The 14,830-nt window shown below is 62.0% G+C and carries 6 protein-coding genes and 1 pseudogene; 1 reads left to right on the top strand and 6 read right to left on the bottom strand.

Annotated elements, in window-relative coordinates; translation table 11 throughout:
- A pseudogene (locus AB3X89_RS04140) lies at window positions 1–187 on the bottom strand (IS5/IS1182 family transposase); the annotation flags it as partial.
- 242 nt (window positions 188–429) lie between these two features.
- Entirely contained in the window at window positions 430–1,173 is a 744-nt protein-coding gene (locus AB3X89_RS04135; protein WP_368581952.1) for a hypothetical protein, read from the bottom strand.
- A gap of 171 nt (window positions 1,174–1,344) precedes the next feature.
- Between AB3X89_RS04135 and AB3X89_RS04130 the strand changes: the two genes are divergently transcribed.
- Window positions 1,345–1,515, top strand: a complete 171-nt coding sequence (locus AB3X89_RS04130; protein ID WP_368581951.1) for a hypothetical protein — start codon at window positions 1,345–1,347, stop codon at window positions 1,513–1,515.
- A gap of 136 nt (window positions 1,516–1,651) precedes the next feature.
- Here the strand turns inward: AB3X89_RS04130 and AB3X89_RS04125 are convergent, their stop codons facing one another.
- From AB3X89_RS04125 to AB3X89_RS04110, 4 genes are all read right to left on the bottom strand, one after another.
- Window positions 1,652–1,915, bottom strand: coding sequence for a YrhB domain-containing protein (locus AB3X89_RS04125; RefSeq protein WP_368581950.1), 264 nt, complete (start codon window positions 1,913–1,915; stop codon window positions 1,652–1,654).
- The gene (locus tag AB3X89_RS04120; protein WP_368581949.1) at window positions 1,912–2,223 is read right to left on the bottom strand and encodes a toxin glutamine deamidase domain-containing protein; all 312 of its coding nucleotides are present in this window, start codon (window positions 2,221–2,223) and stop codon (window positions 1,912–1,914) included. The genes AB3X89_RS04125 and AB3X89_RS04120 overlap by 4 nt, the downstream gene beginning before the upstream one ends.
- A 14-nt stretch (window positions 2,224–2,237) precedes the next feature.
- Window positions 2,238–2,777 (bottom strand): hypothetical protein, encoded by a 540-nt coding sequence (locus AB3X89_RS04115; RefSeq protein WP_368581948.1) that lies wholly within the window; start codon window positions 2,775–2,777, stop codon window positions 2,238–2,240.
- 305 nt (window positions 2,778–3,082) lie between these two features.
- Window positions 3,083–14,809, bottom strand: coding sequence for a glycohydrolase toxin TNT-related protein (locus AB3X89_RS04110; RefSeq protein WP_368581947.1), 11,727 nt, complete (start codon window positions 14,807–14,809; stop codon window positions 3,083–3,085).
- Between the last annotated feature and the right edge of the window lie 21 nt (window positions 14,810–14,830).

Genomic DNA, 14,830 nt, shown 5'->3' with positions numbered 1-14,830 from the left:
TGGGGTGGTAAGACGGTCGACCAGTGATTGCAGGCGTGGCGCCTTCAAATCCCAGAGAAACCAGTTCGAGTTCTTCAACGAATGCGTCGATGATCCGGACGGGATTGTCTTCTGCAATAAAGTCATCGAGACATTCCGGCAGCAGCGTTGCCTGATTGCGGTCTGCACCTTCGACAAATCGCCCCATCTTCCCCTCTCGCGCCAACAGGTTGATTTAGTCTAGGCTATCAAGCACGTTTTTACACGGCCTCGGCCAGCATCGGTCAAGTGGTACACATCACCACCAAGCACGCGCCATCGCTGTTGTTCGAATAGATTCAGCGCAACGCCTGCTTCACGCACTGGAAGCGCAGCCTCGTTTAACCCATTCTCGATGAGGCTCTGTCCACTTCGAGCATATAGCTCAAGTATTTTCGATACTGGCATCGCTTACTTATTCGGAACGAACAATCGGTGGTTGATGGTGCCATCCGGGTTACGGATGTACTCGAATACGCCTGTTTTGCCATTATATGTGCCGGGTATCGTCAGCATAGAACGCGTCACGCCGTCACCGCCTACGATCTGCGAAACAGTCCCTTCTCCCGAGAAGGCATCTACCGACTGCGGGAAGCCGTGATGGTCCCCGGACGCAGCCTGATTGAGAACCTTCGATGTGCATTGGCTTCCATCGAAAAAGTTTTGCGCTGTAACTGGACCTGCGCTGTTTGTGGCTCCCTCAGTCGCTGCTGCCGATTTTGTACTTGAACCGCCAAGCAGCGAGCCCGCACCGACAGCCCCAACAAGCGATACCAGACTCCCGAAATCCGAATCGTCATACGGCAGCATCGCCCCTTGCAGGAACGGCACATAGTCCGGGTAGCCCGGTAGCGCGCCGTTCACAGCGTTGGGGATCGACTGCACGACACCCAGCGCCGTATTCCACGCAGCCCGCCCAGTATCCGCAATCGCACTTTTCAGCGTGCCGCAGTCATGGTCCGGCGCACACGTATTGTTGAGCGTCTCATTCTGGGCCGCCGTCACCGCGCCCTGCACGTTCTGGCCCAGCAGACCGGCAGCAGTGCCGCCCAGCAGCGTCGTCGCCGCCACGATTGCCGCAAGCTGACCCTGATCGGTGACGCCCTGACCGCCCGTTACCGCCGTGGCGATCGTGTTCGCACTGAGCGCCGACACCGCCCCGCCAATGGCCCCGTATGGGCTTCGGGCGATTCACCAGCTCCCGGCATCGCCCTGTCACATATTTTTTTGGTACACCGCAAACCCATGACCCGCGCGGGTTTGCCGCCGGTTTGCACGCGTTTTGTTACGTGCGTCATGTCTGTGCCATTTCAAGGGGAGATTTTGATGACGAACCGCGACCAGCAATTGGGCAATTCGACGGCCGCGCCGGCCGACCGGCCACACGACGAACATCGGGTCATTGCCGATGCGTGGCTCCGGCGCGCGATCGACGGAATTCGGCACATGCACCTCGATGAGGACGTGTGCCGCGAAGTGGCAGGGAGGATTTTCTAGTGACTGCGCGTCGAGCACGCGGCCGACGATGAATCAAGCAAATGGAACGAAGACGACGCAACGCTCACCGACGCCATAAACGACAAACCCGGCACGTGGCCGGGTTCGCGTCACGACTCTTGCATCAGGAACATGCTCAATCGTGTTCGCCAAATCCTAACACCGCTCCCGCCTTGGAAACTCTAAGAGGAAGATTTCCAGCAAGCAGATAAGCTGGGTCACCAGTGCTCAAGTACAAGGCTGATTGATAATGGAAGAGCCAGCATTCCCCACAGTCCACGGTTTTTTCCGTCGACACGACCCATCGATCATCTTCAAGAGAATTGTAGGGGGTGCGAACCGACTCGTTCAGATAGTTCTCTGCAATCTCAATTGCGGCTGTTAGAGGAATTGCAGTCATTTCGCACCAATTGGTTTCACAGGCATGAACAACAACTTCGGAAAGACTGCTGGATTTGCAACAGTACCCGTTTGCCCATCGAGATATCTAATAGTGCCATTCTGATTGACAACATTAAATACATGCCCCACATCTGAGCCGGCAGGCGGAAAGCCGTACACAATCCCAGTCGCACCATTGCCTTGTTGAAGCAACGACTGCTCGATGCTGCTCGTCGTCGCCGGCGCAAACCTACTCCCAAACTGCTGCTGAAGAACAACGAGGCTCGTTGGACTACCGGGCAGCGCACTGGCTGGATTACCGCGCAAAGTAGCATCGGTCGCTATTGCGCAGTTGACACGTTGACACAGTTCATGTCGCCGCCGGTTGGAATGACATTCCTGATACTACCAGCCGCAGGCATCGCATCACCCGCAGTTGCACCGCCCGCGCTCGAACCGCCAAGCGCCGACAAAGCCCCAACCGTTCCCACCAGCGACACCAGGCTCCCGAAACCCGGATCGTCATACGGCAGCATCGCACTGCTCAGGAACGGCACATAGTCCGGGTAGCCCGGTAGCGCGCCGTTCACCGCGTTGGGGATTGACTGCACGATGCCCAGTGCCGTGTTCCACGCTGCGCGCCCGGTACCCGCGATCGCGCTTTTCAGCGTGCCGCAATCGTGGCCTGGCGCACACGTATTGTTGAGCGTCTCATTCTGGGCCGCTGTCACCGCGCCCTGCACGTTCTGGCCCAGCAGACCGGCAGCAGTGCCGCCCAGCAGGGTCGTAGCCGCCACGATTGCTGCAAGCTGCCCCTGATCGGTGACGCCCTGCCCGCCCGTGACTGCCGTGGCGATCGTATTCGCACTGAGCGCCGACACCGCCCCGCCAATCGCACCTCCCGCACATCCGGTTCCGTCGGCCGCGGATGCTGCACACCCCAACGCCGCCTATGACTTCTTTATATCAAGCCATTTGCAGAATGTTTTGTGCACGAACTCGTAAGCGTCCTCCAATGCGTCAAACTCGGCCAGTTCAGTAGGCTTGTCACGCTCGACATAGCACACTTTCCATTTGCCGCTTTCACTCACTACACATACGCAATCGCTGTGCCGAAGTCCGTCCAACGAGTAGCTGTTCGCGTGGACACCGATAGCTGCCAGCGCAGCCTCTAACTGATCTCGTGTCATTTTGCTTTCAAATATCCGTTATCCAAATACCATTGCACCGAATTGGGGAGTTGATATTGCGTCCCTGTCCCCGGTTGCCCAAACCAAGGCAAGACCTTGGCCTGCGTCACGCCAGGAATCGGTTGCGTTACCTCGTATTGGAAGTATGGCTTCGTGGTCAAATAGGACGCCGGCAACGCACGTTCGTCAAATGGAACTCCAGTGGGCGAAACAAAACTGCCGCCCGGGTAACCGTATCGATCAAGCTGCGTTCCTGTTTCAAGTGTCACATTGTAGGTCGGCGAGTAACCACCACTATTGGGGGGCCATATGCCCAATGCTTCTTGAAGTTGGCCCTCCGTTGCGACGAACTGACCAAAGTTCGAGCTAGCGTTACCTGCTTGGGTCGCCGCAATGTTACCGAGTACGCGAGACCCAGTCGTCGCCGAATTGTTTGTGGCTTCGGAAACAACGTCGACGGTCTTCGATGCTCCGAACCCGGCCGCACCTGCGGCGATGCCATCGGCTGCGACACCCAGAGAAGACAGATAGTAGGCTGTCTGTGTCGATCCCCCGGACAGATAGGCCGCTCCGCCCATGATTCCTGCGAGCGGACTTCCCAGCATATTGTCGAGTGTCGCTGCTGCCTGACTCGGCGCTGTGTATGTCGGCTGCGGTGCATCAGTCGCAACCGTAACACCGTCGACAACAGAAATGTTATTGCCTGCCAGAGAGGCGAGTGACTTCTGGTATGCACATGCCAGCGAGCCTGGCGACTGGCATGCCGTAGCCAACGCCCGGTCGTTTGCGCTTGACGTCTGCATCAACGTGGCCGCTGTCGCGCACGCAGCCGCATTTCCACTGTCGCATCCCGACATCGCGGACTGAAGCCGCTGCGCTTGCGACTGCTCTCCGACGAGCGTGACGTGGTTCAGCCAGTTATTCAGCGTCTCGTTTTGCGCGGCCGTCACCGCGCCCTGCACGTTGAAGCCCAATGCGCCCGCAACGCTGCCGCTCACCAGCGTTTCGATCGCCGTCAACGCGGCCGGCGGGATATTCCCGTTCGCATCGATAACCGGGTTCAGCCCGGCGGAGAGTGCACCGCCCGCGGCTCCGCCTGCACACCCTGTGCCCTCCGCCGCACTGGCCGCGCAGCCCAATGCCGCATGTGCCGCATAGTAAAGCGGGCTCGTGTTGCTGAACATGCCCGACGAGTCAGTGAAAGTGTCTCCAATCGCGTTTGCTCCGACCGCGGCAATATTCGTCACCAGGTCGTTCTTTAGCGCTTGGCCAAAGCTACCGCCGTAAATCGCAGTCGAGACACCTGCGCTAACAAGCGAGCGCTCCCCCACACTGAGCGCCGTCTGTCCCAAATTGGCGAGCGTGATGGATGAATCTGCGGCTACCACGCCGTTGCCGAGGTCGCTGAACCCACTAACGCTGTCCAGCCCCAGCCCGGAGTCAATACCAACTGTGAGTTCTTCAACCGCTACCGCTTTACCGACAGAACCCCAATCCACGGACCCGGTCGTGATTATCTGACCGGCGATGCTGCCGATAAGCGCACCGGCAAGCGGACCGAGATAGAACGACGCAACAATCTCAATCGCCGCGCTCAGCACCTGACCAAATGCGCCGAGGCCGCCCTCCTGGACAAACTGCGTATGCAGGTTGTCGCTCACTGCGACTTGCGAAAACGCGCTGCCGAGTTCTTGCTGAATCTGGCCGAGAATCATCTGCGTACCAGGCTGATCAACCGTCCCATCCGCATTGAGCTTCTGCAGCGCTCCACCAATCTGGCTTAGCGTCTCGACGTTCAGGTTCATGTTCGCCGCGCTCATGAAGCCGCCCGGCTGAACCGTCGTACCTGTCTCCTCGATATAGCCGCCCTTCACCTTCGCCCAGATCTGCCCGACGTCGACCTGGTTGGCCTGGTTGGTCAACGTATCGGTGTTGACCGTAAGCGTACCCGAAGCGCTAATGCTCCCTGTATTGAGAATGCTGCCACCGTCATCCTTGCCGAAATTCAGCGTGACGTCCTGGCCAGAGATATTGCCGCCCGCCGACATTGCATTGCTGCTGGTCGGCAGATAAACCTGCGGCATTAGCGCTGTGATCGTCGGACACGTATTCAACGCCGGGCCCGTCGCCGTACACGATGGATCCGGAACGGTTTGCTCCACATACCACAGCATCGGCTTGTCGAGCGCGTTGATCTGCGTCTGCGTCAGCGCCTCACCAAGTTGCACGTTGTTCGCCGTCGCGTAGTCGAGCGCGTTCTGATACAGGTAACTCTTCTCCTGCTCCGTCACCGAGGTATTGGTCTTGCTGTCATACGTCAGTCCATCGACAAAGCTCGCCTTGCCGGTTTGCTGCAACGCCGCCTGCTGCAAAACCAGGTCTTCCTCCTGCGGGTTGTAATAGAACAGCGTTGAGGTAGGCTGAAGGTTGGCCGGAAGCGCATTGATCAAATCCTGCGGACCGAGGTTGCCGAGCGTGGACGTACCCAGCGAGCCATCCACGTATGAAGCCTTCCCAGCCACTGCAGCCGGTAAGGCGCCGCCCACCTGACGCTGCATCGTGATGCTGATGCCAGGCATATTCACCGGGCTGAGCGAAATAACCTGCGACGGCCCATTGACACGCGGCGTATAGGTGTTGGCCGTCGTGATGCCATTGATCAGCTTCTGCCCGGTCAACGTAACCGACGTGCCGATCACGTTGCCGACATTCTGGATCTGTCCGCCCGACGTAATGGTCAGATTCGGCGCCTGAATCGTGGCCGCAATGTTGCCGACCGGCTGCGGCGGATCGATCGTGCCCCCCGTGTTCGTATAGGCACTGCCATAGAGCGCCGTGCACTCGGCCGGCGACCCGCACGCCCAGACGTCATGACGCTTGTCCGCGCTGAACATGCCGGTTTCCTGCACCCAGTGCGAGTGCCAGTACGCATTGAGCGTCTGTGCCTCATTCACCACCGGACCTGCCACCGTGATAGTCGCCGCAGTCCCCGCGCTAATCAGACTGCCAATGTTCGTCAGGCTGCCCGCATTGATCTGCAGGTTATTGCCCGCGCTGATCACCGAGGAACTGCCCGACTGCTGGTCGACATAACCTTCGCAGTAGCTCTCCTTGTAACCGCCCGCCGTCATACAGCCCGAATATTGTTCCTTCGAGCCATAGTCCTGATGAACCGGAACTGGCGGCGGCAACGTGTTGGTTATCGCGCCCGACACGTTGAGCGTGATATTGTTGCCCGCCACGATTTGGCCCGACGTGTTGGTCAGTGCTTGCGCAGGGGTTGTCGCACTGGCAGTCGTACCGACACCGCCAATCACGATGTCGTGACCAGCGAGAAGATTGCCATACGTATTGCTGACCTGGCCGGCGGCGATAACGAGGTCGTTGCCGGCGTATATCGTCGCGCTCTGCTGCGCGTAGCTGAAACTCGTCGTCGTCGGGTTGTCTCCCCGATAGCCCATTCCGGCGGCGCACTCGCTGGCCGACACGCCCGTCGCGCATCCGGGCGAACTGCTCGTCGACGTAATGCGCTCACCCTGGTTGCTGAATGACTGGGCGCCACTTGCGTTGAAATTGCGGCCCGCATAGATATTCCCGCTGTTGACGAGGTTGCCGCCCGACAGGTTCACATCCTGGCCGGCCACGATCAAGCCTTGCTGGCCAAACGTTGTGGTCGTAGTCGTGATGCTCGCAGGAACCGACGCGGTCGAATTGAACGTAGCCGTACTTTCGCCGCCCACGTATCCGCCAAGCTCGTAAGGGATCGGCGCGTTGTAAAGACCGACGCTCCCCAGCGCATGCAGTTGCGCCATGAAAGCGTTGAGTTGTGTCTGGTCGACCGTGTCCACCACCGTCGCCGTCACATCTCCAAGCGAACCGTTATTCAGCGACTGAAGGTTGAAGTTGACATTGCCGCCGGCAGAAATGATGCCATCGGCGTTCGACAGTGAACCTGCGGTCAGGGTGATGTTGCCCCCCGCCATGATGGTGCCCGGCGTGCCGGCGCCTGGAGCCGTGACAGTGCGATCGATACCCGGCAGAGCGATCGTCTGATATGAAACGCCGGCTTGCTGCAAATTGCTGCCGACCTGCGTCGGCTCCGTGAGTTGTGCGCCATACATGCCGGTCAAGGCAGCGTTGTGCGCCACGTCGAGCACGCCATTCGCCAGGTCGGGGCCCAGGTCGGACAAGGTCGCGTTGTAGGTATAGGTCGCGTCGTAATACGATCCGCCGTTGCCGCCCGTGAACCCATGAACCGTCTGCGTGCCGACCACTATCGAGCCATACAGTGACGGGTCGTCGGCGGCCGAAACCACTTGGGTAGACGATGTCAAACCGCCCTGAACACCATCGTTGACGACCGCGCCCGCATTGATGGTGAGGTTCCCCGCGGCCGAGATCGTGCCCGTCGTATTCTGCAGCGTGCCGCCCAGCGAAAACTGCATGTTGCCGTTGGACTGCGTCGTCGCGCCCTGGTTGTCGTAGTTGCCCCCGTTCACCGAAAGCAGGTTGCCCGCTTCCACAGTGCCACGGTTCGTAGCGTTGCCGTTGAGCGTCAGCGCGTCGCCCGCATGCATCACCGCGCCGACGGCGTTGTTCAAGGTGCCGTTGAACGTTACGTCGTTGCCGGCGATCTGACCGAAGTTCGTGAACGCGCCATTGGTCGTGATCGTCAACGGCGCCGTGCCGGTCATCGTGCCGTAGTTGTTGATCCCGTTCAGCCCCGTTAGCGTCACGCTTTGACCGCCATAACTCCACGTTCCGGTGTTATTGATGGACCCCGCGGTAATCGAGAGCTGACCGCCCTGGCTAATCGTTCCCTGCGATGGATCAAACGCCATATTCACGGCGCTGATGCCCATGTTGCGCTGCGCGAGAATCTGGCCACTGGCGTTGTAGAACGAACCGTCCCCGCCGTTGATCGTAAGCGAGACGTCGCCAGTCGTCGGGCCACCGGGTGCATTCGGATTTCCCGCGAAGATGAGCCCGTTCTGGTTATTCAACGTGCCCGTGTTGACCGACAGGCCGTTCAAGGCCATCAACGATCCGCCTGAGTTATTCAGGCTGCCTGCAACGGAGATATTCGTCGTCGAGCCATTCACTAGGCCCGCGTTGGTGAAGTTCGTTGCGTTGATCGTCGTTGTGGTCGTCGACGCCAGCGACGCGTTCGCCGCATTCGTCAGGCTCGGGGCGGACACGTACAACGCACCGCCGGACAACACCTGGCTCGCGTTGTAAAAGCCATTGCCGGAGGTCAGCGTCGCCCCGCCGACCACATCTATCGCGGCGCCGACCAATGAGAGCTGATTCGACGCAGAGGCCGCCAAGGTCCCGCCGACAAGCGCCGAACCCAAGCTCACATTCGTGCCACTGAACTGCATGTTGCCTGTCGACACCATCGACGTCTGGCTCGCATCGACCGTCCCCTGCGCGCTCACGTTCACATTCTTCGAGCCGCCTTGCGAGCCACTCAACGTGACATTGCCGCCGTTCAGCGTGAACTGCCCCGCCACCGTGCTAGTCCCGCTCAACGTGAGCGTCTGCCCGGCGCTCAGCGTCGTATCGCCGTTCGCCGAGACGCCCGCCACGTTAACATTGCCGTGCGTGCCCGCGACATTGACCGTGCCCATCGACGACACTGCGCCGATCACCGTCGCGTTATTGGCCGCCTGAATCGCCACGTTGCCGCCGGACTGCACGTTGCCGCTAAAGCCAACACTGCCGCCCGTGGAATTTGCCGTCACATTGCCCACGGCCGTCGTCGCGCCGAGCGACATATCACCAACCGAGGTCGCCGTGAATAGGCCCGCGCCCTGGATCTCCCCAAGCGTGACGGCGCCGCCCGCACCGACCGTGACGTCCTTGCCGAACGTCAGCGAGCCACTGCCGTTGACGGAGCCGCCTGCGTTGATGGTGGCGAGGCCGAGGCCGAGGAATGCGCCGGTCAACGTAGCATTGCCACCTGAACTGATCGTCGTGTCGCCGTTGACGAGTCCACCATTCAGCGCCAGCGCGCCTCCCGATGTTACCTTCAGGTTGCCTTGACTCGTCACCGCGCCGCCGACGCTCAAAATGCCGCCGCCCGCGCTCAACGTGACATCCGAATTCGCGCCGAGCATGCCGTTTGCCGCGAGATTGCGGCCCGCGGTCACCGTGAGCGCGCCGACAGCCGAAGCATTTCCGCCGATCGTCGCGTCGCGCACGGCCGTCACGCTGAGCGACGCGCCCGAGGCGAGCGTGCCGCCCACGCTCACATCGCCCGCGCCATCGTGTCCTTGCGCCTGCAACGCAATTGCGCCGCCGGCTTGCGCCATGCCCATTGACAGATCGTTGCCCGCTGTCGCACTCAAGGTGCCGTTGGTCGCGACGATGCCGCTCACACCGATGCTGCCGCCCGCGTTCAGCGTAGCCTGCTGGCCAAACGCGACGGAACCCGCGTTGATCGAACCGCCTGCCGTCAAGGTACCCACGTTCTGTGCGCCGATGCCACCGGTCAACGTCAGGTCGCCAGCCGATGTGAGTTGCGCATTGCCGCCCACCGTCGTCGCACCGGAGAAGGTCAGCGCCTGGCCAGCGTTCGCGTTCAGGTTGCCTTGCGTTATGACATTCGCAGCACTCGCGTTGCCATTGGTCGCCGTCAGCGTCAGATCGCCCGCGGCATTGACATCGGCGAGTGCGATGTTGCGCGCGGAGTCGATCGTCGTCGTTCCACCGGCATTGATCGCGCCGCCCACGGTGGCATCGCGCGTGGCCTGCAGCGTCAGCGTGCCGAGTGCCGTCGCCGTGCCGGCGAGCGTGACGTCACCGCCGTCTGCGTTGCCATTCGCGGTCACGGCGAGGTTGCCGGTCACCGCCTGCACGCTACCGAGGCCGGCGTTGTTGCCGCCCGTCACCGTGACGCTTGCGCCTTGCAGTGCGCCGGTCAATGCCAGGTCATGCGCCGCGTTCAGTGTTACTGCCTGAGCAAAGGCCGCCGTACCCGCGCCGTTGATATCGTGCGATGCCGTCAGCGTGCCGCCGAGCTGGCCGGCAAGCGCGCCGGTCAGTTGGATATCACGACCGGCCTGCACGGTCACGGCTTGGACCACGTTGATCTGGCCGCCGAACTGCGTATCGAGCCCGGATATCAGGTTCAGCGCGCCGGAGGTCGTCGTTGCACCGGTCAGCGCGATGCTGCCGGTCGCGGCCGTCGCAGTCAGATCGCCGGCCGTGGTTTGCAGCGTGCCGCTTGCCGTCACGTTGCGTTGCGCGGCCAGGGTCAGCGCGTCGCCGCTGGTTAGCGAACCGGTGAGCAGCACGTCGCGCGCGCCAGCCAGCGTGACGACGCCAGGCGCCGTTGCCGTGCCCGTGATGGCGGCATCGCCGCCGCCCGCATTGCCGTTCGCGATGAGCGTCAGCGTGGTCGCCGAATTGACGTCGTTCAGCGATGCGTTGTTGCCGCCCGTCGCATTGACGACATTCGCCTGCACCCCGCCGCTCAGCGCGATATCACGTTGCGCCGTGTAGTGCGCCGCTTGTGTAAACGCCTGCGTACCGGCACCGCCGATATCGCGCCCCGCCGCCACGACACCATTCGCCTGGCCGACCACCAAGCCATTCAGGAACGCATCGCGACCCGCATTCAACGTGACGTCGCCGACCGCGCTTGTGCTCGCGCCCAACGATAGATCGAGACCGGCCGTGATCGCCAGCGCGCCGCCGCTGTTGATACCGCCCGTCGCGTTCAGACTGCCCTGCCGCGCATTTAGCACTGCATCGCCAACCGACTCGACCGCGCCCGCAACGTTGATATCGTGTTGCGCGTTAATGCCAACGGTCGTGCCGCTGGCGATCTTGCCCGTCGCCGCCACTGTCACATCGTTCTGCGCCGTCGCCGTCACAGTACCTGCCGCGGCAACCGAACCGTTGACCGTGAGATTGCCCGAGCCATTAGCCGTATTCGTGCCGTTCGCGTTCAACGCAACGGTGCTGGCCGATTCGACGTTGTTGACGCTGATGTTGCCCGCCGCCGTCACCTGAACCGCCTGACCCTGGATCAGTCCACCTTGCGCCACATCGCGGCCCGCGTTCAGCGTAGTCGCCTGCGTGAAGGTCATCGTGCCCGCGCCGCTAATGTCACGACCCGCTGTGACAATGCCTTGTCCCTGTCCGGCAAGCATGCCGGTCACGTTGACGTCGCGCGTTGCGTTGAGCGTCGCGTCGAACGCAGCGGTGGTCGTGCCGCCGAAGTTGATGTCGGTGCCAGCCTGCACGTTGAACGCGCCGTTGCTCGCGATCGTGCCTGTCGAACCGACGCTACCGTTCTGCGCGGTCAGCGTGGTGTCGCCAGCCGATTGAATCGATCCGCTGATGCCGATGTTCTGACCGGCATTTAGCGTGACCGCCGCACCGCCCGTCACCGCACCGGTGATGTTCAGATCCTGAGTCGCCGAAAGCGCGAGGCTCGATGCCGCCTGCACGTCATGCAACGTCGCAGAGCCGCCCGCGTTCGTCTGCACGGTGCCGCCGCGCAGCGAACCCGTCAAGGTCGTGTCGCCACCGGAACTGACGTTCGCCGCGAGGCCGAACGCGCTGGTCGCCGAGCCCGCAATCGTGCCGCCAGCCGTCAACGTGCCGTTGCCCTGCGCGACGACCGAGCCGTTCATCGTCAGGCTCTGGCCCGCGTTGACAGTCAGATCGCCGAGCGCGGAAGTGCCTTGCGTACCGAGGTCGACCGATTGCGCTGCATTAATCAGCAAGTTGTCGCCGGACTGAATGTTGCCGGTACTCGTCAGCGAGCCCGCTGCGTTTGTCAGCGTGACGTTGCCGTTCGACGCGACGCTGCCGGCGATCGACGTGTTGCCGCCGCTCGTCACGTTCAGCGGGTTCGCGCTTTGCAGTGCGCCATTGATCGACGTGTCGCCGCTCGAAGTCAACGACGCCGTCGACAACGACGCCACCAGTCCGTTGACTGCCAGAGTGCCACCGTTCGCCACAACATGAAGCGCCGAGTTCGCCTGCACGTTGTTCAACGCCACACCATGACCTGCAGTCAACGCGACGCCCGCGCCTTGCAACGCGCCAGTCACCGACAAGTCGTTCGCGGCAGAGACGTTCGCATCATTGGCGAACCCACTGCTGCCGCCCGCGATCACGTCATGACCCGCGCTCAGCGTCGCCGCCCCCTGCCCCGCCAGCGTGCCACCGATGGTTAGGTCATGCCCCGCCGTCAGCGTCGTATCGCCGGTTACGCTCGTCGAACCGGTCAGCGCGACATCCTGCGCACCGCTAACGACGAGGTTCGCCGCGCCGTTCAATGTGCCGCTCGAATTCACGCTGCCATTCACCGCCGCGACCGACAGATCGCCAACCGCCTGCACGGTGCCCGCCGCGGCAACCGCAACATTGCGTTGCGCCGTTAGCGTGACCTGCGAGCCACCCGCCAGCGTGCCATTGACGATCACATCGCGTGCCGCCCGAACATTCGCCGCGCCAACCGAAGCAGCGTTGCCGTTGAACGTCACGTCACCGCCGCCGGCCGGATTGCTGGTGATCCCGTTCGCCGCCACGTTGAACGCACCGCCCGCCTGCACATCGGCAAGACTCGCGTTGTTGCCCGCCGTGACTTGCAGACCATTGGCGAGCAGCTTGCCGGTGAACGCGACGTCCTGTCCCGTCGTCAACGTACCGTTGTGGCCGAACGCCACCGACCCGCTGCCGGCGAGATTGTTCCGCGCACTGAACTCGCCATCCTGCTGGACGATGACTATGCCCGGAACGTCGAGGTCGCGCCCCGCGCTCACTTGCGCATCGGTGCCAACGAGCAGCGAACCCGCTACCGAGATATCGCGCACGACATTGGCAGCGAGCGTGGTGCCGCTTGCAAGCGATCCGCTCACCGAGAAGTCCTGGCCCGCCGTCACCACCACGCCTTTCTGCGCGGTGGCCTGCCCGACCACATTCGTGTCCTGACCCGACGTCAGCGCGAGGTTATTGCCGCTCCTGACGGTTCCGTTGGTCGTCACGCTGCCTTGCGTCGCGGTCAAGGCGAGATCGCTCGACGTTTGCAGCGCGCCGTTCACGTTGACGTTGCGCTGCGCTGCCGCCTGCAACGTACTGCCGTTGGTCTGCCCGTTGACGTTGATGTCACGCGCGGCCTGCAAGCTCGTCGCGCCGCTCATGACGGAGGTGCCGTTCAGGTTGATGTCGCCTGTGCCGCCGTTGCCTCGAGCGCTCACCGCGAGCGCGCCGCCGGTTTGCACGTCGCCAAGCGTGACGTTCGCGCCGCCCGTAACCGCCGTATCGCCGTCCGATTGCGCATTCGCCACGTTGACGTTGCCGCCGGCCGTGACGGCGAGCTTCCCGCCGGTCTGAATCGTGCCGGTCGACGTGACGTCGCCATTCGCGTTGATCGAGTAACCGCTGATGCCGACGTGCGCGCCGGTCATCGACAGGTTGCCGCTCGCCTGCAGCGTGGCTTGTTGTTGCGCGACCGAGCCGTTCACCGTCAAGTCGCCGTTCGACGACAGCAGCAGATCGCCGGTATTCGCCGCCATCTGCGCATCGGTGCGCACGCCCATGCCGGCCGCGGTGCCGATCACCTGGATCTGGCCGGCGGTCATCGCGCCAAACACCGTGGCGTCGATGGCGAGACCGTTATTGGCGTGGCCGTTGGCGCTATTGATCGCGTTGGCGGAGTTATCCGAACCGTTCGCGGACGTCGCATACGTGGTGCCGTTACTGCTCACCGCCGACGGCAGCACGAACTGTCGCCCGGCAATCGCATTGATCCGCGAGCCGGCATACAGAGGTGCATTGATGCCGATGGTTTCGCCGATCAGGTCGATCGTGCCGACCGTGCCTTCAATACCGGCACCCGGGCCGTTTACGCCCGCGTTGCCTTCGACCTGAATATGGCCACCGGTTACGCTATAACCGATCGCCTGCGCGCTATTAAAATCGGTAACCGTGCCTTTGAGGTCGCTCAAAAATTGGGGCGTGCCGGTCGTCAAGGTGACGCCGATCGTATTCGTGAATCCGGTGCCGTTGGTCGTGATGCCGTTGGGATTCGCAATAATGACGGTTGCAGGCGCACCGAACACTTCGAGTGGCCCGTTGAGCAAGCTCGCGTACGCAGCGCCCGTCGACGTCACCTGATTGACAATCACGCTCGCTGTACGGCCCACGAGATTTGGATTCGCCTGCAGATCGCCACCTGTGAGCGAGGTGCCACCCATCAGGCTGTTATTCAGAATCAGACCGACCGGATCGATGTTGAAACGCTGGTACTTGTTAAGCGAAATCCCTGTCGCATTTGGTGCGGTGATGTTCACGACAGGCACGCCGCCGCCCGCGCCGGTGGTCTGCGTGATCTTAGGTTGAAACGTGATCGGCGCACTCGGATCGACAATTGGCGCGGCCTGCGCCATTTGCATCGCAAAACGGATACGCACCGCGCTCAGGTCGATGATGCGTTGCCACGCCTCGTCATCCAGACGATGGCTGCCGGAAGCCAGCACTCCTGCAGCGTCGCGACTTTGCTCGAACGTGATCGAGAGCGGTCCGGCGAACAGCGTCAATGCGACGAACGCCGACACCGCGCGCTGCCATACGCGAAACGCACGCGCAGGCATCGGCACCGCCCGGCACAGCCGCGCGGAGCGCATGCCGCGGGCGTGCCGCTCGTCGTGTGCCTGACGGTTTTGTTCGAGTTGTCGTAAAGCGTTGCGTGTGGACACGTTCATGGTGCGCTCGTCTTTTTTTTG

This window comes from Paraburkholderia sp. BR14320 (genome assembly GCF_040948665.1).
In the GTDB taxonomy this organism is placed as follows: domain Bacteria; phylum Pseudomonadota; class Gammaproteobacteria; order Burkholderiales; family Burkholderiaceae; genus Paraburkholderia; species Paraburkholderia youngii.
The sequence above is the reverse complement of the archived record's forward strand: the minus strand, read 5'-3'. Positions and strand labels throughout refer to the sequence as shown.